General features: G+C 62.9%; 21 protein-coding genes. 10 read left to right on the forward strand and 11 right to left on the reverse strand.

Going from position 1 to position 22,004, the window contains the following annotated elements:
* Positions 1-83 precede the first annotated feature (83 nt).
* The 6 genes from msrQ to ACP691_RS20080 form a co-directional block, all read right to left on the reverse strand.
* Positions 84-704: a protein-methionine-sulfoxide reductase heme-binding subunit MsrQ gene (gene msrQ / locus ACP691_RS20055; RefSeq protein ID WP_426153573.1), complete on the reverse strand. Its 621-nt coding sequence runs from the start codon at positions 702-704 to the stop codon at positions 84-86.
* Positions 704-1,714, reverse strand: a complete 1,011-nt coding sequence (gene msrP / locus ACP691_RS20060; RefSeq protein ID WP_426153575.1) for a protein-methionine-sulfoxide reductase catalytic subunit MsrP — start codon at positions 1,712-1,714, stop codon at positions 704-706. The genes msrQ and msrP overlap by 1 nt, the downstream gene beginning before the upstream one ends.
* Positions 1,715-1,769: 55 nt before the next feature.
* Positions 1,770-2,618, reverse strand: a complete 849-nt coding sequence (gene pssA, locus ACP691_RS20065; protein ID WP_040259391.1) for a CDP-diacylglycerol--serine O-phosphatidyltransferase — start codon at positions 2,616-2,618, stop codon at positions 1,770-1,772.
* A gap of 145 nt (positions 2,619-2,763) precedes the next feature.
* Positions 2,764-3,780, reverse strand: a complete 1,017-nt coding sequence (gene ilvC / locus ACP691_RS20070) for a ketol-acid reductoisomerase (protein ID WP_426153577.1) — start codon at positions 3,778-3,780, stop codon at positions 2,764-2,766.
* Positions 3,781-3,829: 49 nt separating this feature from the next.
* The gene (gene ilvN, locus ACP691_RS20075; RefSeq protein ID WP_040259387.1) at positions 3,830-4,321 is read right to left on the reverse strand and encodes an acetolactate synthase small subunit; all 492 of its coding nucleotides are present in this window, start codon (positions 4,319-4,321) and stop codon (positions 3,830-3,832) included.
* Positions 4,322-4,323: 2 nt separating this feature from the next.
* Positions 4,324-6,048 carry an acetolactate synthase 3 large subunit gene (locus tag ACP691_RS20080; RefSeq protein WP_426153580.1) on the reverse strand — a complete coding sequence of 575 codons (1,725 nt, stop codon included), beginning with the start codon at positions 6,046-6,048 and terminating at the stop codon, positions 4,324-4,326.
* A gap of 352 nt (positions 6,049-6,400) precedes the next feature.
* On the opposite strand from ACP691_RS20080, the gene ACP691_RS20085 reads away from it, so the two are divergent.
* Positions 6,401-6,835 carry a DUF4124 domain-containing protein gene (locus tag ACP691_RS20085; protein WP_426153582.1) on the forward strand — a complete coding sequence of 145 codons (435 nt, stop codon included), beginning with the start codon at positions 6,401-6,403 and terminating at the stop codon, positions 6,833-6,835.
* A 13-nt stretch (positions 6,836-6,848) separates the two neighbouring features.
* Here ACP691_RS20085 and ACP691_RS20090 read toward each other — a convergent pair whose 3' ends face one another.
* The 3 genes from ACP691_RS20090 to mrcB are packed head-to-tail and all read right to left on the reverse strand — an operon-like array spanning position 6,849 to position 10,271.
* Complete coding sequence (locus ACP691_RS20090; protein WP_040259384.1) at positions 6,849-7,184, reverse strand: YqcC family protein; 336 nt, start codon at positions 7,182-7,184, stop codon at positions 6,849-6,851.
* A gap of 5 nt (positions 7,185-7,189) precedes the next feature.
* Positions 7,190-7,933 (reverse strand): hypothetical protein, encoded by a 744-nt coding sequence (locus ACP691_RS20095; RefSeq protein ID WP_426153584.1) that lies wholly within the window; start codon positions 7,931-7,933, stop codon positions 7,190-7,192.
* Between the two features lie 13 nt (positions 7,934-7,946).
* A complete protein-coding gene (mrcB, locus tag ACP691_RS20100; protein WP_426153586.1) occupies positions 7,947-10,271 on the reverse strand; it encodes a penicillin-binding protein 1B in 2,325 nt (774 codons plus the stop codon).
* A 116-nt stretch (positions 10,272-10,387) separates the two neighbouring features.
* Between mrcB and ACP691_RS20105 the strand changes: the two genes are divergently transcribed.
* From ACP691_RS20105 to ACP691_RS20120, 4 genes are all read left to right on the forward strand, one after another.
* Complete coding sequence (locus tag ACP691_RS20105) at positions 10,388-11,929, forward strand: AAA family ATPase (RefSeq protein WP_426153588.1); 1,542 nt, start codon at positions 10,388-10,390, stop codon at positions 11,927-11,929.
* A gap of 86 nt (positions 11,930-12,015) precedes the next feature.
* A complete protein-coding gene (locus ACP691_RS20110; RefSeq protein WP_426153590.1) occupies positions 12,016-12,360 on the forward strand; it encodes a pentapeptide repeat-containing protein in 345 nt (114 codons plus the stop codon).
* 56 nt (positions 12,361-12,416) lie between these two features.
* Positions 12,417-12,692, forward strand: a complete 276-nt coding sequence (locus ACP691_RS20115; protein WP_426153592.1) for a TfoX/Sxy family protein — start codon at positions 12,417-12,419, stop codon at positions 12,690-12,692.
* A 32-nt stretch (positions 12,693-12,724) separates the two neighbouring features.
* Positions 12,725-13,516, forward strand: a complete 792-nt coding sequence (locus tag ACP691_RS20120; protein ID WP_426153594.1) for a Crp/Fnr family transcriptional regulator — start codon at positions 12,725-12,727, stop codon at positions 13,514-13,516.
* A gap of 199 nt (positions 13,517-13,715) precedes the next feature.
* Here ACP691_RS20120 and sfsA read toward each other — a convergent pair whose 3' ends face one another.
* Both sfsA and ACP691_RS20130 read right to left on the reverse strand, forming a co-directional pair.
* Positions 13,716-14,423, reverse strand: coding sequence for a DNA/RNA nuclease SfsA (sfsA, locus tag ACP691_RS20125; RefSeq protein WP_426153596.1), 708 nt, complete (start codon positions 14,421-14,423; stop codon positions 13,716-13,718).
* Complete coding sequence (locus ACP691_RS20130; RefSeq protein WP_426153598.1) at positions 14,423-15,595, reverse strand: pyridoxal phosphate-dependent aminotransferase; 1,173 nt, start codon at positions 15,593-15,595, stop codon at positions 14,423-14,425. The genes sfsA and ACP691_RS20130 overlap by 1 nt, the downstream gene beginning before the upstream one ends.
* Before the next feature lie 255 nt (positions 15,596-15,850).
* Between ACP691_RS20130 and dksA the strand changes: the two genes are divergently transcribed.
* The 5 genes from dksA (at position 15,851) to ACP691_RS20155 (ending at position 21,896) form a co-directional block, all read left to right on the forward strand.
* A complete protein-coding gene (gene dksA, locus ACP691_RS20135; RefSeq protein WP_426153600.1) occupies positions 15,851-16,297 on the forward strand; it encodes an RNA polymerase-binding protein DksA in 447 nt (148 codons plus the stop codon).
* Positions 16,298-16,346: 49 nt separating this feature from the next.
* Positions 16,347-17,231, forward strand: a complete 885-nt coding sequence (gene gluQRS / locus ACP691_RS20140; RefSeq protein WP_426153602.1) for a tRNA glutamyl-Q(34) synthetase GluQRS — start codon at positions 16,347-16,349, stop codon at positions 17,229-17,231.
* Between the two features lie 102 nt (positions 17,232-17,333).
* Positions 17,334-17,510 (forward strand): hypothetical protein, encoded by a 177-nt coding sequence (locus tag ACP691_RS20145; RefSeq protein WP_003250005.1) that lies wholly within the window; start codon positions 17,334-17,336, stop codon positions 17,508-17,510.
* Positions 17,500-20,448 (forward strand): sensor histidine kinase, encoded by a 2,949-nt coding sequence (locus ACP691_RS20150; protein ID WP_426153604.1) that lies wholly within the window; start codon positions 17,500-17,502, stop codon positions 20,446-20,448. The genes ACP691_RS20145 and ACP691_RS20150 overlap by 11 nt, the downstream gene beginning before the upstream one ends.
* 23 nt (positions 20,449-20,471) lie before the next feature.
* The gene (locus tag ACP691_RS20155; RefSeq protein ID WP_426153606.1) at positions 20,472-21,896 is read left to right on the forward strand and encodes a sigma-54-dependent transcriptional regulator; all 1,425 of its coding nucleotides are present in this window, start codon (positions 20,472-20,474) and stop codon (positions 21,894-21,896) included.
* The last annotated feature ends 108 nt before the right edge of the window (positions 21,897-22,004 follow it).

Genomic DNA, 22,004 nt, shown 5'->3' on the forward strand with positions numbered 1-22,004 from the left:
CCGCTAACTCGTTGATTATCAAGAAGTTTGCCGTTCCGTTGTCGCTGGAAGTGGGGCGCATTATAAGGGGTTTCGAACAGCCGTCAAGCGCTAGTTCGAGAAATATCGCGTTTTCTTGAAGGTCGCTTCAGCAAGCGGGCAATCAAGGGCACGCGGCACAGCATCAACAGCCCGCCCGCGCCTGCATAGAGGCCCCACTCCGCCCAATCAGCGCGCACCACCCAAAGGAAATGCAGCAGGGCCAGCCCGAGCACGACGTACACCGATTTATGCAGCAGTCGCCAGCGCTTGCCCAGCTTACGCTGGCTTGCCCGGTTGGACGTTACCGCCAGAGCCAGGAGAACCAGCCAGGCCAGCGCGCCGACGATTATGTAGGGGCGCTTGCGTAACTCCACGCCGAGCTGGCTGAAGTCGAAACCCAATACGAAGAATAGATAGGCGACCAGATGCAGCGTCGCGTAGGCGAAGCACCACAAGCCCAACTGCCGCCGGACGATCAGCCAGCCGCTCCAACCGGTCAGGCGCTGCAAAGGCGTCATGCCCAGGGTAACGAGCAGCAGCACCAGAGCGCCCAGGCCCAGCCGAATCAACAGTACCTTGCCCGGGTCCGGCCCTAGCGCGAAAATCCATGCCTGATAAACCCAGTACACCGGCATTATTGCCATCGCTATGAACACGCCCAGCCGAAACCACGGATAGCGCATCAATAGTTCTTCCTAAGGTCCAGGCCTTTATAGAGGCTGGCGACTTCTTCGGCATAGCCATTGAACATTTGCGTTTGCCTTACATTGGGCGCGAACAATCCACTGGGCAAACGCCGCTCGCGAGCCTGGGTCCAGCGCGGATGATCAACCTCGGGATTTACATTGGCATAGAAACCGTACTCGTCCGGTGCGATCGATTGCCAAGTGGTCGACGGCTGTTCGGCGACCAGGCTGATCTTCACGATGGACTTGATGCTTTTGAAGCCATATTTCCAAGGTACCACCAGGCGCAATGGCGCGCCGTTCTGGTTGGATAGCTCACGCCCATACATGCCCACCGCCAGTAGAGTCAGCGGGTGCATCGCCTCGTCCAGGCGAAGGCCTTCCTCGTACGGCCAGCGTATATAGGAGAAGCTGGAGCGCTGGCCCGGCATCGAGGCCGGATCCTGCAGGGTTTCGAAGCGCACATAGCGCGCCCTGGAAGTGGGTTCGACCCGCTTGAGCAGTTCTGCCAACGGAAAGCCCAGCCAGGGGATGACCATGGACCAGGCTTCCACGCAGCGAAGCCGGTAGATGCGCTCTTCCAGTTGGTAGGGTTTGATGAGGTCTTCAAGAGCATAGGTGCCCGGCTTGGCCACCTCACCGTCTATGACTATGGACCAGGGCTGGGTCTTGAGGCTGGCGGCATTCTCGGCCGGGTCGGACTTGTCCGTGCCGAACTCGTAGAAGTTGTTGTAATGCGTGGCGTCTTTATAGGGCGTGATAGCCTCGCCTGGCGCAGTGACTGCCTGCCAGCGGACCTCGCCGAGCTTGGCCTGAAGCCAGCCGGGAGAAGCCCCAGCCTCGACCCCGTCGTAGCGGGACACCTCCCCTTCGGCCCATGCTGGCAGGGCGCTGCCCGCGGCGAGGGCAGCGGCGCCGCCCATCAGGGCCCGCCGGGAATAGTAGGTCGCTTCAGGCGTGACTTCAGACTCATGGCAAGCCGACGCCGAGGAAATCTTGATGATCATGGGGCACGCTCCGTACATAACCTTGAACCGTATGACGAAGCCCGCCCCATTTTATTCACCGGTGCCGACGAAGACGCAGCAGATGTTGCACTGGTCCGGAAGCAGCATAGACCACGAAGATCAGCAACAGGATGCGCGGCGGGTCGATGAACACTACGGCGAACACCAGCACTACCGCCAAGATGGCAACGAAAGGCACACGCCCCTTGAGATCCAGTTCCTTGAAGCTGTTGTACTTGATATTGCTGACCATGAGCATGCCGGCGCCAGCGACCAGGATGGCCACCAGGAAGGAGAGCTTGGCGCCGGGAATATCGAAGTCGCTCAAGGCCCAGACCGTGCCTGCCACCACACCCGCCGCGGCCGGGCTGGCCAGGCCGATGAAGTAGCGCTTGTCGGCCTTGCCCACCTGGGTATTGAAGCGAGCCAGGCGCAATGCCGCCCCCGCCACATAGATGAAAGCGACCATCCAGCCCACCTTGCCCATGGCGCCCAGCGCCCAGACGAAGGCCAGCAGTGCCGGCGCCATGCCGAAGGCGATCATGTCCGACAGCGAGTCGTATTCGGCGCCGAACGCGCTCTGGGTATTGGTCATGCGGGCCACTCGGCCATCCAGGCCGTCGAGCACCATGGCGACAAAAATGGCGATGGCCGCGAAGGAGTAGTACTTCAACGCTTCGGCCGAGTTACCGGCGCTCAAGGCGCTCTGCGCGGTGATGGAGCTGATGATGGAGTAGAAGCCGGCGAACAGGTTGGCCGTGGTGAACAGGTTCGGGAGCAGGTAGATGCCGCGATGACGGACTCTGCGCCCTTCGGCGTCCCGACCTTCTTCCACATGCTCATCGATGGGCAGCAGGCTATCGACGTCGGGCGCCGCATTCGGCTCTTCGGGGCGTTCGCTCATAAACAATACCTTGCAACGTGTGAAAAATTTCGACCGGCGCCAGGGACGAGGGTTCGTCCACAAACGTTGCAGCTTTATACCAGAACCCCGCTGCGTTAACGAAAAAACGCGGCCTAGGCCGCGTTCTTCCAGGCGAAGAATTGAATCAATTCTTGGCTTTGTCGACGATCTTGTTCGCGGAAATCCAAGGCATCATCGAACGCAGTTGCTCGCCGATCACTTCAATGCCGTGAGCCGCGTTGTTACGCCGCTTGGCGGTCATGGAAGCGTAGTTGGAAGCGCCTTCGGAGATGAACATCTTGGCGTATTCGCCGTCCTGGATACGCTTGAGGGCATTGCGCATGGCCTGGCGGGACTCGGCGTTGATGATCTCCGGGCCGGTTACGTATTCACCATACTCGGCGTTGTTGGAAATCGAGTAGTTCATGTTGGCGATGCCGCCTTCGTACATGAGGTCGACGATCAGCTTCAGCTCGTGCAGGCACTCGAAGTAGGCCATCTCGGGTGCATAGCCGGCTTCGACCAGGGTTTCGAAGCCTGCCTTCACCAGCTCGACGGTACCACCGCACAGCACGGCCTGCTCACCGAACAGGTCGGTTTCGGTCTCGTCCTTGAAGGTGGTTTCGATGATGCCGGTGCGACCACCGCCTACGCCGGCGGCATAGGACAAAGCCACGTTCTTGGCGTTGCCCGAGGCGTCCTGGTAGATGGCGATCAGATCAGGAATGCCGCCACCCTTGACGAACTCGGAACGCACGGTGTGGCCCGGAGCCTTGGGCGCGATCATGATCACGTCCAGATCAGCGCGTGGCACCACCTGGTTGTAGTGGATCGAGAAACCGTGAGAGAACGCCAGGGTCGCGCCCTGCTTGATGTTCGGCTCGATCTCCTGCTTGTACAGCTGGCCCTGGAATTCGTCCGGGGTGAGGATCATCACCAGGTCGGCGGAGGCCACCGCGCTGGCCACATCGAGCACGCGCAGGCCGTGAGCTTCGGCCTTGGCAACGGTGGCCGAGCCCTTGCGCAGGCCGACGACAACGTCCACACCGGAGTCTTTCAGGTTGCAAGCCTGGGCGTGGCCCTGGGAACCGTAACCGATGATGGCGACTTTCTTGCCCTGGATGAGGGACAGGTCGCAGTCTTTGTCGTAATAAACTTTCATGAAATTCCCCTGGTTATCCTGGCCGTCAGGCCATCTGCAAAATAGTGGTTCAGATGCTCAGCACTTTGTCGCCACGAGCGATACCGGTCACGCCGCTGCGCACGGTTTCCAGGATCGAGGCGGTGCCCACGGCCTGGAGGTAGCTGTCCAGCTTGTCGCTGGTGCCGGTCAGTTGCACGGTATAGACGCTGCTGGTCACATCGACGATCTGGCCGCGGAAGATATCGGTGGTGCGCTTGACCTCGGCACGCTGGGCGCCCGTGGCCTTGACCTTGACCAGCATCAGTTCGCGCTCGATGTGCGCGCTTTCGGAAAGGTCCACCAGCTTGACCACCTCCACCAGCTTGTTGAGGTTCTTGGTGATCTGTTCGATGACTTCGTCGTGGCCGATGGTGGTCAGGGTCAGACGCGACAGGGTCGGATCTTCCGTGGCCGCCACGGTCAGGCTTTCGATATTGTAGTTGCGTTGGGAGAACAGCCCGACGACGCGGGACAATGCACCAGGCTCGTTTTCCAACAGCAGAGAAATGATATGCCGCATGGTCAGGTCCGCTCCGTCTTGCTCAGCCACATGTCACGCATCGAGCCGTCCTTGATCTGCATCGGATAGACGTGCTCGCTGGTATCGACCTGGATGTCCAGGAACACCAGGCGGTCTTTCATGGCAAAGGCTTGCGCCATCATGGGCTTGAGGTCTTTCAGGTCGGTGATGCGCATGCCGACGTGGCCATAGGCCTCGGCCAGCTTCACGAAGTCCGGCAGCGACTCCATGTAGGAATGCGAATGGCGGCTGCTGTAGTTCATGTCCTGCCATTGGCGCACCATGCCCAGCACGCCGTTGTTCAGGTTGACGATCTTCACCGGCAGCCCGTACTGCATGCAGGTGGACAACTCCTGGATGTTCATCTGGATACTGCCTTCACCGGTTACGCAGGCTACGTCGCTGTCCGGGAAGTTGAGCTTCACGCCCATGGCGGCCGGGAAGCCGAAGCCCATGGTGCCAAGGCCACCGGAGTTGATCCAGCGGTTGGGCTTGTCGAAGGGGTAGTGCTGGGCCGCGAACATCTGGTGCTGACCCACGTCGGAGGTGATGAAGGCATCGCCCTGGGTCACTTCCCAGAGGGTACGGATCACCGTCTGCGGCTTGATCAGCGGGCCATCGCCCTGTTCGTAAGGGAACAGGCCATGCTCGCCACGCCATTCGGCGATCTGCTTCCACCAGGCGGCGACCGCTTCCTTGTCCGGGGTCTGGCCCAGCTCCTTGTAGGCGGCGACCATCTCGGTCAGCACGCTGTCCACAGGCCCTACGATAGGCACGTCCGCCTTGATCGTCTTGGAAATGGAAGCTGGGTCTATATCGACGTGAATGATCCTGGCATTGGGGCAGAACTTGGCCGCGCCGTTGATCACCCGGTCATCGAAGCGCGCGCCCACGGCGAAGATCACGTCGGCGTGGTGCATTGCCAGGTTGGCCGTATAGCTGCCGTGCATGCCCAGCATGCCGAGGAACTGCCGGTCGGTGCCGGGATAGGCGCCCAGGCCCATCAGGGTGTTGGTGACTGGCGCGTTGAGCAGGCGCGCCAGCTCGGTCAAAGGTGCCGAGGCACCGCCCAGGATGACGCCGCCCCCGGCGTAGATCACTGGGCGACGGGCCGCGACCAGCATCTCGGCCGCCTTGCGGATCTGCCCGGAGTGGCCACGCACGGCTGGCGAATAAGAGCGCAGCTTGACCTTCTTGGGATAGACGTATTCGAACTTTTCCGCAGGGTTGGTCATATCCTTGGGGATATCCACCACCACCGGGCCAGGGCGCCCGGACTCGGCCAGATAGAAGGCTTTCTTCAGCACTTCGGGAATTTCGGACGGGTGCTTGATCATGAAGCTGTGCTTCACGATGGGCCGGGAGATACCGATCATGTCGGTTTCCTGGAAGGCATCGGTGCCGACCATGGTGCTGGGCACCTGCCCCGACAACACCACCATGGGGATCGAGTCCATGTAGGCTGTGGCGATGCCAGTGATCGCGTTGGTGGCGCCCGGCCCGGAGGTCACCAATACCACGCCGGCCTTGCCGGTGGCACGGGCATAGCCGTCGGCCATGTGGGTGGCGGCCTGTTCATGGCGGACCAGGATATGGGCCACCTCGGGTTCCTTGAACAAGGCATCGTAAACATGAAGGAGAGCACCGCCAGGGTACCCGTAGATGTGCTTGACACCCTCGTCGCGCAAAAAGCGGACGACCATCTCAGCGCCGGATAAGAGCTCCACGTTGTTCACCTCTAAAACGCCAGAATACCGCCGGGAGGCGGGTCCATTAGGTTTACTGCCAAGCAGAGCATGAGCGACGGTGGTCGCCGACTACGTCAGCACTGACTGAGCAAGTATTGGGACTTCCCCAAGTATTGCGGGGGTTTCCCACCCAGCGCGAGGTAACGCGTTGCGGGTGTAACAGGTCGGCGCGGGTGTGCGCCTCATGATCTGCTGAGCGGGTCTGCTTCTGGCAGTCCCTTCACAGCGGACTTTGGATTGTTGTGAATCGTGTTTCTCAAGTCAAGCGATCTGTTGCCTTTCTGCTTCTGTGGTAATTTGCCTCCAACTCTCATTCACTGACGGAGCGGACATGCGCCTAGGATGCCTGGTAGCCGGCCTGATGCTGGCTTCGATGGGGTCGCTGCAAGCGGCTCAGGTGTACAAATGGGTGGACGCCAACGGCGTGACGCATTTCGACGCCAAGCCTCCGGCCGGGCAGGCCGCAACCCCGATCGACACCCATGCCCCACCGCCGGCCGGCCCACCGAAGGGCAAAGCCGGTGATGACAGTATCGATGACGATCCGGAGCAAAAAGCGGTGGACGCTCGAGTCCGGGAGCAAGTCGCCGAGCAGGAAGAGAAAACCAAGGAGTTTTGCGACCAGGCCCGCACGAACCTGGCGCAACTGAACAACAACCCGCGGGTACGTCAGGAAGTCGATGGCGAGCTTCGCCGGTTGACCGAGCAGGAGCGGCAAGCCAAGATCAGCGAAACCCGCCAGGCCATCGCCGACCAATGCCGCTAGGGCGAGCGCTCGATCAGGCCTGAGGGCGGCCACTGATGAGGCTGTCGAACCTGCGAAGCGAGGCCATGAGCTCGCCCCCCTCCCCTGGCCGGTGCATATAGACCATTTCGGCCATGGCAAGGATGCCCGAGGCGTTGGGCAAGGCCAGGCCCTGTTCGAGGATCACCTTCATGCGGGGCAGGAAGATCCACTGCAGCCACTGCTCGAACCCCAGCGTGTCCACACAGAACGGCTCCACACTGGCCAGGGCCTCGGCGCTGGGCGGTGTTTGCGCCCATTCACCGGCCTGGCGCAGGGCCCGCTCGATCAACAGAAGTTCGTCCGCGATGGCGGGCAGCCGATCATCCATGTTCTTCAGCCCCTGACGTTCTGGCGAGCCTGGGCGGCGCCTGCGGCGTCCCCTTGCTTCTCACGGGCCTGTGCGATGGTTTCCCACAGGCGCGCCTGGAGGTCCGGCCGACCGTTGGAGTAGCTCAGCGCCCGGCGGGCGAACTGCTCGGCCTGGGCCGCGTCGCCCTGGGCCAGCCTGACCTGCGCCAGGCGGAACAGCACCTGAGGTTCGCGAGGGGCGATACGCTGGGCCCGCTCGAGGCTGGACGAAGCACCGTTCAGGTCGCCGCCACCTTGCTGCTGCTGAGCGGTAGTCAGCAGTGCCAGCACCGGACCATCCAGTTGCTCGTCGGCCGCCAGGCCGCCGCTGGACACGCTGCCGGAGGGAATGCCGCTAGGCGCCGGCGCGCGGCTCGGGCTGCTGTAGAGACTGCCGGTGGCGGCGCTCGGTGGCGTCGGAGCGCTATAGCCTGGCCCGTCGGTAACCGGCCCTGGGGTGATCGGGCTTGTGCTGATGGGCGCGGCGCTGGCCTGGATAGGCGCGCTGGCGGTCGGTACCATCACGGTCACGCCGCTGTCCTCGGGCACGGCCTGCACCGGTGCCCGGGCGACTGGCGCGCGGTAGGCGCCATTACGGTTGGCCGACACGCGCTCGCTGTTGGAAACCGCCGAGCCCTGCTCGACCACCGGAATCGAACCCTGGGGCACGCTGGCACAGCCGTGTAGCATCGCCGCCGCGGCCATCATGGGAAACCACCACTTCTTCACGTCAGTTCCTCAGTCAATTCAGCCAGCCCTTGATCCAGTCCATGACCGGATCTTCGCCCCCGCCGGGCCCGCTGTTGCAGGCGGTGCCCGCGGCGGGCTCACTGCCCCGAATATACGGCATCTGCACCGCGTTCGGGCACCCTTCGGCTGAGCCCTGCCCGGTATGGGCGTCTACCCAGGCCAGCACGATGTTGTCCGGCACGGCCATGTTCAGCGGCAAGGGGTCCGCCTTGCGCATGAAGTTGGTCCACACCTGCAAGGCGCCGGTGGCACCGGTGTAGGGCGTCTTGCCATTATCGTCCCGGCCCATCCATACCACGGCGAGCAGGTCCTGGCTGAAGCCGGCGAACCAGCTGTCGCGCGAATCGTTGGTGGTGCCGGTCTTGCCCGCCAGGTTCAGGGATGATGGCAATACGTTGTAGACCGAGCGTGCGGTGCCTTCGCGCACCACTCGCTGCAAGGCCGTCTGGATCAGGTAGATGCTGCCCGGATCGAAGCGCTGCTGGATCTGGAAGGGATAGCGCTTCAACGGCTGCCCCTGCGCGGTGAGCACGCTACGGATGCCACGCATGGGGGTGTTGTAGCCCCCGTTGGCGATGGTCTGGTAGATGGTGGCCACCTGCATCGGCGACAAGGCGCCGGCGCCCAGCAGCATGGACGGGTATGCCGGCCAGTTTACCTCTACCCCCAGCTTGCCCAGGGTCTTGAACACGTTGGGCACGCCCAGGTCCAGGCCCAGGCGCGCGCTGGACAGGTTGTAGGAGTGCGCCAGCCCCTGGTAAAGGAAGATAGTGCCGTTGGACCCCCGCTCGTAGTTCTGCGGGCTCCACACCTGACCATCGGCGCCTTTCACCGAGAACGGCTCATCCTTGATCCAGCTGGTAAGGGTGTACTGGCTCGGCTTTTCCAGGGCGGTGAGATAGATGGCGGGCTTGACCAGCGAGCCGATCGGCCGCACCGCATCCAGCGCCCGGTTGAAACCGGCGAAACCTGCCTGGCGGCTTCCCACCAGGGCCTGCACTTCGCCACTTTCCGGGTTGGTTACCACCATGGCCGTTTCCAGGGCGTCGCCGCCCTTGCGCGCCGAGAAACGCTTGAAGCTTTCGGTCACGGCCGCTTCGGCTTTCATCTGCAGGATAGGATCGAAACTGGTGAAGATCCGCAGGCCTTCACCGGTCAGGTCCTCCTCCTGGTAGTCCTCGCGCAACTGCCGTTTGACCAGGTCCAGGAAGCCGGGGAAGGAACTGTCGGCCAGGCTGCCGCGCCCAGTCACCCCCAAAGGCATCTTCTTGGCTGCCGCCACCGCCTCCGGCGTGGCGACACCCTGCTCCTGCAGCAGATCGAGTACCAGGTTGCGCCGCTCCAGCGCCCGCTCCGGATACCGCCGGGGGTTGTAGTAGGACGGCCCCTTGACCATGCCTACCAACAGGGCCACCTGGTGCAGTCTGAGTTCCGACAATGGCTGGCTGAAGAAGAACTGGCTGGCCAGGCCGAACCCATGGACCGCGCGCTGCCCGTCCTGGCCGATGAACACTTCGTTGAGGTAGGCCTCGAGGATTTCCTGCTTGCTGTAATGCAACTCCAGCAGCACGGCCATCATGGCTTCGGTGAGCTTACGGCTCAGGCTGCGCTCGTTGGTCAGGTAGAAGTTCTTGACCAATTGCTGGGTCAGTGTACTGCCGCCCTGTCGCATCTGTCCGCTGGACGCATTGACATAGACGGCCCGGGCGATGGATTTCGGAGAAACGCCGAAGTGATGGTAGAAGTCCCGGTCTTCCACGGTAACCAGGGTATCGACCAGATAAGGCGGCACCTGGTCCAGCTTGATAAGAATCCGATCTTCCAGGTTCTTCGGGTAGATGCCGCCGATCAGTAGCGGTTCGAGTCGTACCACCGGCAGCTTTTCGCCCCCCGTGCCGGAGAGTTCGGCGACATAATCGCCATTGAAACGCACCCGCACGGGCCGCGCCTGTTCCAGCCCTTCATAGAACTGGAACCCTCGGGTGTTGAGCGAAACCGTGCCGCCGGCCACCGCCACCTGGCCAGGGCCATCCACAGCGTTGGTGCGCCGGTAGCCCAGCGCATCGAGTTCAGTAAGGAAATCCTTCAGTACAAGCTTCTGCCCGACGAAAAGTTCCAGTGGGCGGGCATACACCTTGGCCGGAATGGTCCAGCGCTTGCCAGAGAATTTTTCCTGCACCACGGCATCGAGGTAGACGGCTACGCCGGCCAGGGCGACCAGCCCTACCAGGCCAAGCTTGAACACCCAGCCCAACAGGGCGCGGGCACGACTTTTGGCGGGACGAGAGGATTTGCGGGGGGATCGGCTACGTGTCATGGCGGCGGATTATACGCAGTTTGCCCCGTTGCAGACAGAAACCTCGTTGCGGTTTGCAGCACCGGAACGAGCCGCCATAATGAAGCCCATTGCCCCACACCGCATAAGGATTTTCCGTGAGCCAAGCCCTGATCGCCGCGCTGCAGAACCCAGCGCTCTACCCGCACCCCGTGGATGCCTTCGAGCTCATAGAGACACACATTTCCTGGGTCATCCTGACTGGCCCCTATGCCTACAAGGTCAAGAAGCCGGTCAACTTCGGCTTCCTGGACTTCACCACCCTGGCTGCCCGCGAGCATTTCTGCAACGAAGAGCTGCGCCTGAACCAGCGGCTCACCGAAGGCCTGTACCTGGAGGTGCTGGCGATCACCGGTAGCGAACAGGCCCCAAACCTTGGCGGCAATGGCCCGGCGATCGAATACGCTCTGAAAATGCGGCAATTCCCGCAAAGTCAGTTGCTCAGCACCCTGCAGGCCAATGGCGAGCTGGGCAGCGGGCATATCGACGCCCTGGCCCGGCAGATCGCCGAATTCCACCTGTCCGCGCCCAAGGTGCCGCTCGAGCGCGCCGAAGGCACCCCGGAAAGCGTGATGGCACCGGTGACCCAGAACTTCGAACAGATTCGCCCCTTCCTCAGCGAGCGCGGCGACCTGGTGCAGTTGGAGGCGCTCGAGGCCTGGGCACGCGCCGAATACGATCGGCTGCTGCCGCTGCTGCGAGCGCGCAAGGCCGATGGCTACATCCGCGAATGCCATGGTGACATTCACCTGGGCAACGCCACCGTCATCGACGGCAAGGTGGTGATCTTCGACTGCATCGAGTTCAACGAACCCTTCCGTTTCACCGACGTCTACGCGGATATCGGCTTCCTCGCCATGGACCTGGAAGACCGCGGGCTCAAATGCCTGTCCCGGCGCCTGCTCAGCGGCTACCTGGAACTGACCGGCGACTACGCCGGGCTGCCCTTGCTCAATTTCTACAAGGCCTATCGGGCCATGGTGCGGGCCAAGGTGGCACTGTTCAGCCTGCCGGCCGATGCCGACGGCCTGCAACGCAAGACCGCCCTGCGCCAGTATCGTAACTACGCCACCCTGGCTGAAAGCTACAGCGCCATCCCTTCGCGTTTCCTGGCCATCACCAGCGGCGTCTCCGCGGTGGGCAAGAGCCAGGTCGCGCTGCGGTTGGTCGAGGCCCTCGGCGCCATTCGGCTGCGCTCGGACGTGGAGCGCAAGCGGCTTTTCCCCGACCAGGGCAGCGCCGCTCTTTATACCGACCAGGCCGGCGAAGCGACCTATCAGCGCCTGCATGAACTGGCCGAGCAGGTGCTTGGCGCCGGATTCCCGGTGGTTCTCGACGCAACCTACCTGAAGCAAGGCCAACGCGAGGCGGCCCGGCACATCGCACAGGCCCAGGCGGTTCCCTTCTCCATCCTGGAGTGCGAAGCGCCCCGGGCCGTGATCGAGAGCTGGCTGGACCAGCGTCAGGCCGAAGGCCAGGACCCTTCCGATGCTACGCTGGAAGTGATCGCTGCCCAGGAACGAAGCCGAGAGCCACTCACCGTCGATGAGCGCCTGGCCGCCAAGCGCGTGATCACTCACGACGCCGGCAGCGTCGATTCGGTTGTGGACGCGATCAGGCAGAGACTGCCGGGACTTTGATCTGGGCAAGGCGTGAACCAGTCCACACCTTTGGCTATCCGGTGGTGTCATTATGATGGCGCCACCCTTCCAGCGGAGATGCTGCCATGAGCCAGCCACGTCTGATCGATTCGCCCCTGTTTGCCCTGGTCCGCGAAGAGAAGATCCAGGCTTTCAACGAAGAAAAGCGCCATGTGGGGCCGTTGGATTTCAGCGGCGGAGATTTCCGTGGGCTGGACCTGCGCAACCTCGACGCTGAGGGGGTCGACCTGCGCGATGCCTATTTCCGCTCCGCCGACCTGCGCGGCATCGACTTCCGCGGCGCGCAGCTCGAGGGTGCGTCCCTGGCCCATGCGCAGATCTCCGGCGCCTACTTCCCTCCCGAGCTGAGCGCTGATGAGATCCTGATGTCGGTCAACTTCGGGACGCGCCTGCGCTATCGCACGAAATAGGGCCGGCCCGCTATGCTTCAGGCAGGGCCTGCATGGCCGCCCAGAAAGGAGCGTGGATGAACGACGAGCTTCAGGACCTGCGAAACCTCGGCAAAACTTCTGCCCAATGGCTTCATGCCGTGGGCATCCATAGCGTGGCGGACCTGCGTCGGCTTGGCGCCGTGGACGCCTACCGCGCAGTCAAGAACCGTGGCTTCAGGGCCTCCAGGGTATTGCTCTACGCAATCGAGGGCGCCCTGCTGGGGGTGCATTGGAACGATGTACCCCTTGAGCGCAAGCAGGCATTGAACAAGGCGTTCGAGGCCTTGCCCGCGCCCGGCCAGAAACCCTGATATGCCGCTGCCCGCGGCTTCGAGAACGAATCATGTATGTAGTTGGGGAGCAATCGGCCCACGCCGAAGAGTGCATCAGCAGGCTGCAAGGCCTGCCGGCAAGCCTGCTGGCCGGCATGGAGCCGGCTGGCGAGACGCTGGACATTCCAGCCGATACCGCCTTGAACGAGCATTTGCGCGCCGAATGGCTGTATTTCATCGAGGTCGGCCTGGTACAGCTCGCCCTCGACGAACGTCCGTTGTTTTACCTCAGCGAGGGGGATGCCCTTGGACTTGCCCTACCGCCAGCGCACCTGACCTGTCGCTACCGGACCGCAGCGCCACTGCGCCTGGTGCCGTATGAACGCCAGGCGGTACTGGCCCATGTGGCAAACACTGGCCAGGGCGCCGCGCTGGTGGACTACCTGGGCGGCCACGCCTGGCTATTGGCCGAGACGGTAGCGCGGCTCAAGCAGCCCGAATATAGAGGCGCCAGTGGCTTCAAGCATGTCGCGGCGGGCGAGGTACTCATTCAACAGGGCGATGACCCTGACCATGTCTTCATCATTATCGATGGTCACGCCGAGGTTTTCGTCGACGGCCTTAAGGTGGGAGATGTGGCCAAGGAAGAAATTTTCGGCGCCATGGCAGTGTTTACCGAGGAAAAGCGCACCGCCACCGTGATCGCCAGCACCCCTTGCACCATCATGCTGATTCCCAAGGACCAGTTCCTGGCCATGACCCAGTCGAATCCGAAAATTGCTCATAGCCTGATAGAGAGCATGGCTAGGAAAATCAATGTGTTGAATCGTCAGCTCACCGGAATCGGGTTGGATGGCCAATAAGATTTCGATAATGAGCTTGACTCTCAAATGAGAATAGTTATGATTAGCGCAACTGGTCGCGAGATCAGCCGATAAGCAGCCCGGTGGTTCGGACTCAGCTTATCTCCTCATCAGGCTAATCACGGTTCTTGACCCGGCTCTTGCCGGGTCTTTTTTTGCCCGCACTTTCCATTAGAGCCGGTGCCAACTGCGCTGGCGCCTACAGTTCCACACGCAGCGGTCGGTCAATGAAGATGTGCTCTGGTGTCAGCCGCACGCCATAGGCCAGTATCTCTACTCCTTCCATGGCTGCCTGGCGCAAGGCCTGAGCATAGGCATCGTCGATCTCCTCGGCCGGTCGAACGCCTTCGATACCCGTAAGGTTCACACAGTACAGCTGCACGGCCCGATGGCCCGCGCGCACCATCGCTGCCAGCTCCCGCAAATGGCGGGCGCCACGCTGGGACACCGCGTCTGGGAAAGCGGCGATGGGGCTACCGTCGAAGCCAAGTGTCACGCTCTTGACCTCCACGTACGCCTGAAGGTGCCCATAACCGAGCTGAAAGTCCACACGACTGTTTTCCTCGCCATAGCGAACCTCGCGGCGCAACTGCGTAAAGCCGGCCAACTCCGGGATGGCACCGGCGAGCAACGCTTCCTCCACCACTCGGTTGGCCCGACCGGTGTTGATGCACGCCAGCCTTCCTTGGGGCGTCTCTACGATTTCCCAGGTGCCGGGAAGCTTGCGCGCCGGATCGTCGCTGCGGCTGAACCAGACTCGGCTGCCCGCAGCCATGCAATTGAGCATGGACCCTGTGTTGGGGCAGTGAAGTGTCACCTGGCTACCATCGGCCAATTGGATATCCGCCAAGAAGCGCTTGTAGCGGCGTACGAGGGTCCCGGCTTGCAGCGAAGGTTCGAAGCGCATCAGCCCTGCCACCGTTGCAAGCCTCGGGCGATGCGTTCCACGGCCTGTTCCAGGCGAGGCAATGCCTGTGTATAGGCGAAGCGAACATGTTGGCGAGCCAGGTGAGTGCCGAAATCCAGCCCCGGGGTGAAGGCGACATGCTCCTGCTCCAGGAAGAAGCGAGAGAAATCGAAGGCGTCACCGCCGAACCGGCTGATGTCCGCATACAGATAGAAAGCCCCCCGGGGCTCTACCTCAATGCTGAAACCCAGTTCGCGCAAGGCTGGCAGGAGAAAATCGCGACGCGCCTGGAAAGCGGCCCGGCGCTGTTCGAAGATCTCCAGGGTGGCTGGCTCGAAGCAGGCCAGGGCGGCATGCTGGGCCATGCTCGGCGCGCTGATGTACAGGTTCTGCGCCAGCTTTTCCAGTTCCGGTATCGCCTCTGGCGGCGCCACCAGCCAGCCCAGGCGCCACCCGGTCATGCCGAAGTACTTGGAGAAACTGTTAAGCACAAAGGCATCGTCGCTCACTTCCAGCACGCTGGGCGCATCCACGCCATAGGTGAGCCCATGGTAGATCTCATCGACCACCAGGTGCCCGCCGCGGGACTGTACCGCGTCACTCAGGCCTTTGAGGTCGCCGCGCCCGAGCACGGCGCCGGTAGGGTTGGCCGGGGATGCCACCAGGGCCCCTGCCGACTGCGCATCCCAGTGCCGGGCCACCAGGTCGGGATTCAGTTGGTAGTTCTCGGCGGGGCCAACCGGCACCAGCTTGGCGCCCCCCTCGATCAGGCGCAGGAAGTGGCGGTTGCAGGGGTAGCCCGGATCGGCCAGCAGCCAGTGCTGCCCAGGGTCCACCAGCAGGGCGCTGGTCAGTAACAACGCACCCGAGCCGCCGGGGGTGATCATGATCCGCTCAGGGTCGAGCGCCACCCCGTAGCGCTGCTCATAGAAGCCGGCGATGGCCCGGCGCAGTACCGGCAGGCCACGCGCGGCGGTATAACCGGTATGGCCGGCCGCCAATGCCGCCTGGCCGGCCGCGACGATGGGCGCGGCGGTGGTGAAGTCTGGCTCGCCGATTTCCAGGTGAATCACATCATGGCCGGCTGCCTGGAGTTCGTTGGCGCGCGCCAGCAAGGCCATGACGTGGAAAGGTTCGATGGCGCGGCTGCGCGCGCTGTAGGGCTTGGCCATGAGGATTTCCTGATAAGGCGCAAAGGCCGGATTCTACGGCAACCGTGCCTCGGAATGCGCCTGTTGCCAGGCAGGGAATGAACCGTGGGCGCCGCGGTCCAACCCGCGTTGCACAAGGCAAATCAGGCTGGATAACCGGGAGTGGCGCACCCGGATTCGATCTGGTAAGTTCGCCCGCTTGCAGTCGCGGGGCCGGCGGGCGCCGGAGATGGATCATCCCGCGCAGTGAATTAGAAGAGCGAGAGGCGGTCATTCATGCCCACCAATGAAAACCAGCAGCAAAGCAATGAGCTCGTTCGTGGCTTCCAGCCCTATCAGGAACAACCGGGCGAGGAGTACATGAGCGAACGGATGCGAGCTCACTTCACCAAGATCCTGAATCGCTGGAAGCAGGAGCTGATGCAGGAAGTGGACCGCACCGTGGACCACATGAAGGACGAGGCTGCCAACTTCCCCGACCCGGCCGACCGCGCCAGCCAGGAAGAAGAGTTCAGCCTCGAGCTGCGCGCCCGTGACCGTGAACGCAAGCTGATCAAGAAAATCGACAAGACGCTGCAGTTGATCGAAGACGAAGAGTACGGCTGGTGCGACTCCTGCGGGATCGAAATCGGCATTCGCCGCCTGGAAGCCCGCCCAACCGCGGACCAGTGCATCGATTGCAAGACCCTGGCCGAAATCAAGGAAAAACAGGTCGGCAAATGATCTGAGCCGGGGCGTTCTTCAGGCACGCCCCACCTGGCCCTCGCCCCTCATGCCTTCCCCACGCATTGGCCGTTTCGCTCCTACACCCAGCGGGCTGCTGCACTTCGGCTCCCTGGTAGCGGCGGTTGCCTCCTATGCCGACGCTCGCGCCCAAGGCGGCCAATGGCTGCTGCGCATGGAAGACATCGACCCACCCCGGGAAATGCCTGGCGCGAAGGATGCCATCCTGGCTACCCTGGCTCAGTACGGTTTCCAATGGGACGGCCCGGTGCTGTACCAGAGCGCACGCCATGATCATTACCAGGCGGTGATCGACCGCTGGTTGAGCCAGGGCCTGGCCTACGCTTGCACCTGTTCACGCAAGGCCCTTGAGCCCTATCAAGGGGTATACCCCGGTTTCTGCCGCAACGCCGGTCATTCTCCGGAAGGCGCCGCCATCCGCCTGCGCGTCCCGGAGCTGCGTTACGGTTTCGACGATCGCCTGCAAGGGCACTTCGAGCAGCACCTGGGCCAAGACGTGGGAGACTTCATCATCCGCAGGCGCGACGGGCTTTTTGCCTATCAACTGGCCGTGGTGCTGGACGACGGCGCCCAAGGCATCACCGATGTGGTGCGCGGTGCCGACCTGCTCGATTCTACCCCGCGCCAGCTCTACCTGCAGGAACTGCTAGGGCTGTCCGCGCCTACCTACCTTCACGTTCCGCTGCTGGTGCAACCCGATGGGCACAAGCTGGGCAAGCGCTACCGTTCCGCCCCTTTGACCGCGGCCATGGCCAGCCAGGAGCTGCTACGCGCCCTGCGCACCCTGGGCCAACAGCCGCCAGCGGAACTGAACGGCGCTGCACCGCCCGCGCTGCTGGCCTGGGCTGTGGAACATTGGCGAGTGGAAGCCTTGCCAGCCGTGTTTTCGCTGCCCGAGGCCGAAGCACGCTGAACGCTCCAGGCCGCGACGGTAGGCAGCCAGCCGGGCTTGGGCTACCATCCCGGCAGCCCCGGCGGGGCGACTCCATCAGCCGCCTGAGGTGACGAGGCCAGCATGTATATCTATCGCTTGGTGTTGCTGCTGGTCGTGGGCATCTACCTGTTTTCCCCGGCCATCATGGACTGGTGGATCGAACCCACCGGGGCCTGGTACCGCCCCTACCTGCTGTGGCTGATCCTCATCGTGGTCACCTTTATCCTGCAAAGCCAGAGAGACGCCGATGAGCTTTAGCCTTACCCAGATGATCCTGATCAGCGCCGCTTACCTGCTGGTACTGTTCGGCGTGGCCTGGGTGAGCGAGCGTGGTCACATTCCCCGGGCGATCATCCGCCACCCCCTGACCTACACCCTGTCGCTGGGGGTGTATGCCAGCGCCTGGGCCTTCTATGGCACCGTGGGCCTGGCCTATGAATACGGTTACGGGTTCCTGGCCTGCTACCTGGGCGTGTCCGGCGCCTTTCTGCTGGCGCCGGTATTGCTCTATCCGATCCTGCGGATCACCCGCACCTACCAGCTTTCCTCGTTGGCGGACCTGATCGCCTTTCGCTTTCGCAGCACCTGGGCCGGCGCGTTGACCACGCTGTTCATGCTTGCCGGTGTGCTGCCCCTGCTAGCGCTGCAGATCCAGGCCGTGGCCGATTCGATCAGCATTCTGACCCAGGAGCCGATCAAGGACCGGGTCGCCTTGAGCTTTTGCGCCCTTATCACGCTCTTCACCATTTTCTTCGGCTCCCGGCATATCGCCACCCGGGAAAAGCACCAAGGGCTGGTGTTCGCCATCGCGTTCGAATCGGTGATCAAACTGATCGCCCTGGGTGGGCTGGGGCTGTATGCCCTGTATGGCGTCTTCGGCGGCCCCCACCAGCTGGAGCTCTGGCTGATGCAGAACCAGATGGCCCTGGCCGGGCTGCATACGCCGCTGCAGGAAGGCCCGTGGCGAACCTTGCTGCTGGTGTTCTTCGCTTCGGCCATCGTGATGCCGCACATGTACCACATGGCCTTCGCCGAAAACCTCAACCCCCGGGCGCTGGTCAGCGCCAGTTGGGGGCTGCCGCTGTTCCTGCTGTTGATGAGCCTGGCGGTGCCCCTGATTCTCTGGGCCGGGCTGCGCCTGGGCGCGACCACTTCTCCGGAATACTTCACCCTGGGCATCGGCATCGCCGCCAACAACCGAGCCCTGGCCCTGCTGGCTTATGTGGGCGGGCTGTCCGCTTCCAGCGGGCTGATCATCGTGACCACCTTGGCCTTGTCCGGGATGGCCCTGAACCACCTGGTGCTGCCGCTATACCAGCCCCCCGCTGGCGGAAGCATCTACCGCTGGCTCAAATGGACCCGCCGCGGGCTGATCGTGGCGATCATCATGGCCGGCTATGCCTTCTACCTGATGCTGGGCAGCCGCCAGGACCTGGCCCACCTGGGGATCGTCGCCTTCGTCGCAACCCTGCAGTTCCTGCCGGGGGTGCTGTCAGTGCTGTACTGGCCCACCGCCAACCGGCGCGGCTTCATGGCGGGCCTGCTGGCGGGTATCGCCGTCTGGTCCTTGACCATGCTGATGCCGCTGCTCGGTGACGTGGACGGCTTCTACATTCCTGTGCTGGATATGATCTATGTACTGGATGACACCAGCTGGCACATGGCGGCCATTGCGTCCCTGGCCGCGAATATCCTGCTGTTCACCCTGGTCTCGGTGTTCACCGAGGCCAGCCCGGAAGAAAGCAGCGCGGCCGAAGCCTGCGCCGTGGACAACGTCCGTCGCCCGCAGCGACGCGAACTGCATGTCGCCTCGCCCCAGGAGTTCGCCACTCAGTTGGCCAAGCCGTTGGGCGCCCGGGCCGCGCAAAAGGAAGTGGAGCAAGCCCTGCGCGACCTTTACCTGCCCTTCGACGAGCGCCGCCCCTATGCCCTGCGCCGCTTGCGCGACCGCATTGAAGCCAACCTGTCGGGCTTGATGGGCCCCAGCGTGGCCCAGGACATCGTGGAAACTTTCCTGCCCTATAAATCCGGTGGGGAAACCTATGTCACCGAAGACATCCACTTCATCGAGAGCCGGCTGGAGGATTACCATTCGCGCCTTACCGGCCTGGCCGCCGAGCTGGACGCCTTGCGTCGCTATCACCGGCAGACACTTCAGGAACTGCCCATGGGGGTCTGCTCCCTGGCCAAGGACCGGGAAATCCTCATGTGGAACAAAGCCATGGAAGAGCTCACCGGTATTTCCGCCCAGCGAGTGGTGGGCTCGCGCCTGATGACCATCGCTGAGCCTTGGCGGGACCTGCTGCAAAGCTTCATCCAGGGGCCCGACGAGCATCTGCACAAGCAGCGCCTGGCCCTGGATGGCCAGATTCGCTGGCTCAACCTGCATAAGGCCGCCATCGACGAGCCACTCGCCCCAGGTAACAGCGGGCTGGTATTGCTGGTGGAAGACCTGACTGACACCCAGATGCTCGAGGACAAGCTGGTGCATTCCGAACGCCTGGCCAGCATTGGCCGGTTGGCCGCAGGCGTGGCCCATGAGATCGGCAACCCGATCACAGGCATCGCCTGCCTGGCGCAGAACCTGCGCGAAGAACGCGAGGGGGACGGCGAGATCACCGAGCTGTCCAGCCAGATTCTCGAGCAGACGAAGCGGGTGTCGCGCATCGTGCAATCGTTGATGAGCTTCGCCCATGCCGGGAGCCATCAGCACAGTGTCGAGCCCGTCAGCCTGGCCCAGGTGGCCCAGGATGCCATCGGCCTGCTGGCCCTGAACCGACGCAACTTCGAAGTGCAGTTCTACAACCTGTGTGACCCCGACCATTGGGCCGAAGGGGACCCCCAACGCCTGGCCCAGGTGCTGATCAACCTGCTCTCCAACGCCCGCGACGCCTCCTCGCCAGGCAGCGCCGTACGGGTGCGCAGCGAGGCCAGCGAGCACACTGTCGCGCTAGTGGTCGAGGACGAAGGCAGCGGCATTCCGAAGAACATCATGGACCGGCTCTTCGAACCTTTTTTCACTACCAAGGATCCGGGCGAAGGAACGGGCCTGGGCCTCGCGCTGGTCTATTCCATCGTGGAAGAGCATTATGGACAGATCACCATCGACAGCCCGGCGGACACAGAACGGCAGATCGGTACCCGTATCCGGGTGACCTTGCCACGCCATGTCGAAGCGACGTCCGCTGTTAACTGAGACCGTCGAGAGAACCGAATCAGATGCCGCATATTCTCATCGTCGAAGACGAAAACATCATTCGCTCTGCCTTGCGTCGCCTGCTTGAACGGAATCAGTACCAGGTCAGCGAAGCCGGTTCCGTGCAGGAAGCACAGGAGCGTTTCAGCATTCCGTCGTTCGACCTGATCGTCAGCGACCTGCGCCTGCCCGGCGCGCCCGGTACCGAGCTGATCAAGCTGGGCGAGGGCCGGCCGGTGCTGATCATGACCAGCTACGCCAGCCTGCGCTCGGCCGTGGATTCCATGAAAATGGGCGCGGTGGACTACATCGCCAAGCCGTTCGACCACGACGAAATGCTCCAGGCCGTGGCCCGCATCCTGCGCGATCGACAGCCTGCCGCGGCCACGAGCGAGCCTGCCAAGGCCAGCCCTCGCGGCGCCGAAAAACCGGCCGCCGCGCCACAGGGCGAGATCGGGATCATCGGTTCCTGCGCCCCCATGCAGGACCTGTACGGCAAGATTCGCAAGGTCGCGCCTACCGATTCCAATGTGTTGATCCAGGGCGAATCAGGCACTGGCAAAGAGTTGGTCGCCAGGGCCCTGCATAACCTGTCGCGGCGGGCCAAGGCCACCATGATTTCGGTGAACTGCGCGGCCATTCCGGAAACCCTGATCGAGTCGGAGCTGTTCGGTCATGAGAAGGGTGCCTTCACCGGTGCCAGCGCTGGCCGCGCCGGGCTGGTGGAGGCCGCCGATGGCGGCACTCTTTTCCTCGACGAAATCGGTGAACTGCCGCTGGAGGCCCAGGCACGCCTGCTACGCGTGCTGCAGGAAGGGGAAATCCGTCGGGTGGGCTCGGTCCAATCGCAGAAGGTGGACGTGCGCCTCATCGCTGCGACCCACCGGGACCTCAAGAGCCTGGCCAAGGTCGGCCAGTTCCGCGAAGACCTCTACTACCGCCTGCACGTTATCGCCCTGAAGCTTCCGCCCTTGCGCGAGCGGGGCAGCGATGTGATCGAGATCGCCAATGTGTTCCTGGCCCGCCAGGCAGCACGCCTGGGCCGTGAGGGCCTGCGCTTCGGCGCGGACGCGGAAAGCGCCATTCGGCATTACAGCTGGCCGGGTAACGTACGGGAACTAGAGAACGCGGTCGAGCGCGCGGTTATCCTGAGCGAGGGTCAGCAACTCACGGCCGATCTGCTCGGAATCGATATCGAGCTCAACGACCTGGATGATGACGACGAAGACTTCAGCGCACCCGCCGCCGCTTCGCCGACCAACAACCATGAGCCCACCGAAGACCTCTCTCTGGAGGACTATTTCCAGCATTTTGTACTCGAGCATCAGGATCACATGACCGAGACAGAGCTGGCGCGCAAGCTCGGGGTCAGCCGTAAATGCCTATGGGAGCGCCGCCAGCGGCTGGGCATTCCGCGGCGCAAGTCGAGCGTGGCCAACGAAGGGTGAGCAGGTGTTACCGTCGCTCGCAAGGCTGTAACAAAGGCGGGGCGTACGGTAACGAATTCCCCCTGTAGCGAAGCTGGAAAAACGCTACCTTTTAGCTCAACCCTTTGA

The organism is Pseudomonas sp. DC3200b2 (genome assembly GCF_049895785.1).
GTDB lineage: Bacteria > Pseudomonadota > Gammaproteobacteria > Pseudomonadales > Pseudomonadaceae > Aquipseudomonas > Aquipseudomonas massiliensis.

Excerpts from the sequence above, each read along its gene's own strand:
- msrQ (WP_426153573.1), bottom strand. The coding sequence starts at position 704 with ATGCGCTATCCGTGGTTTCGGCTGGGCGTGTTCATAGCGATGGCAATA.
- msrP (WP_426153575.1), bottom strand. The coding sequence starts at position 1,714 with ATGATCATCAAGATTTCCTCGGCGTCGGCTTGCCATGAGTCTGAAGTC.
- pssA (WP_040259391.1), bottom strand. The coding sequence starts at position 2,618 with ATGAGCGAACGCCCCGAAGAGCCGAATGCGGCGCCCGACGTCGATAGC.
- ilvC (WP_426153577.1), bottom strand. The coding sequence starts at position 3,780 with ATGAAAGTTTATTACGACAAAGACTGCGACCTGTCCCTCATCCAGGGC.
- ilvN (WP_040259387.1), bottom strand. The coding sequence starts at position 4,321 with ATGCGGCATATCATTTCTCTGCTGTTGGAAAACGAGCCTGGTGCATTG.
- ACP691_RS20085 (WP_426153582.1), top strand. The coding sequence starts at position 6,401 with ATGCGCCTAGGATGCCTGGTAGCCGGCCTGATGCTGGCTTCGATGGGG.
- ACP691_RS20090 (WP_040259384.1), bottom strand. The coding sequence starts at position 7,184 with ATGGATGATCGGCTGCCCGCCATCGCGGACGAACTTCTGTTGATCGAG.
- mrcB (WP_426153586.1), bottom strand. The coding sequence starts at position 10,271 with ATGACACGTAGCCGATCCCCCCGCAAATCCTCTCGTCCCGCCAAAAGT.
- ACP691_RS20110 (WP_426153590.1), top strand. The coding sequence starts at position 12,016 with ATGAGCCAGCCACGTCTGATCGATTCGCCCCTGTTTGCCCTGGTCCGC.
- ACP691_RS20115 (WP_426153592.1), top strand. The coding sequence starts at position 12,417 with ATGAACGACGAGCTTCAGGACCTGCGAAACCTCGGCAAAACTTCTGCC.
- ACP691_RS20120 (WP_426153594.1), top strand. The coding sequence starts at position 12,725 with ATGTATGTAGTTGGGGAGCAATCGGCCCACGCCGAAGAGTGCATCAGC.
- sfsA (WP_426153596.1), bottom strand. The coding sequence starts at position 14,423 with ATGCGCTTCGAACCTTCGCTGCAAGCCGGGACCCTCGTACGCCGCTAC.
- ACP691_RS20130 (WP_426153598.1), bottom strand. The coding sequence starts at position 15,595 with ATGGCCAAGCCCTACAGCGCGCGCAGCCGCGCCATCGAACCTTTCCAC.
- dksA (WP_426153600.1), top strand. The coding sequence starts at position 15,851 with ATGCCCACCAATGAAAACCAGCAGCAAAGCAATGAGCTCGTTCGTGGC.
- gluQRS (WP_426153602.1), top strand. The coding sequence starts at position 16,347 with ATGCCTTCCCCACGCATTGGCCGTTTCGCTCCTACACCCAGCGGGCTG.
- ACP691_RS20145 (WP_003250005.1), top strand. The coding sequence starts at position 17,334 with ATGTATATCTATCGCTTGGTGTTGCTGCTGGTCGTGGGCATCTACCTG.
- ACP691_RS20150 (WP_426153604.1), top strand. The coding sequence starts at position 17,500 with ATGAGCTTTAGCCTTACCCAGATGATCCTGATCAGCGCCGCTTACCTG.
- ACP691_RS20155 (WP_426153606.1), top strand. The coding sequence starts at position 20,472 with ATGCCGCATATTCTCATCGTCGAAGACGAAAACATCATTCGCTCTGCC.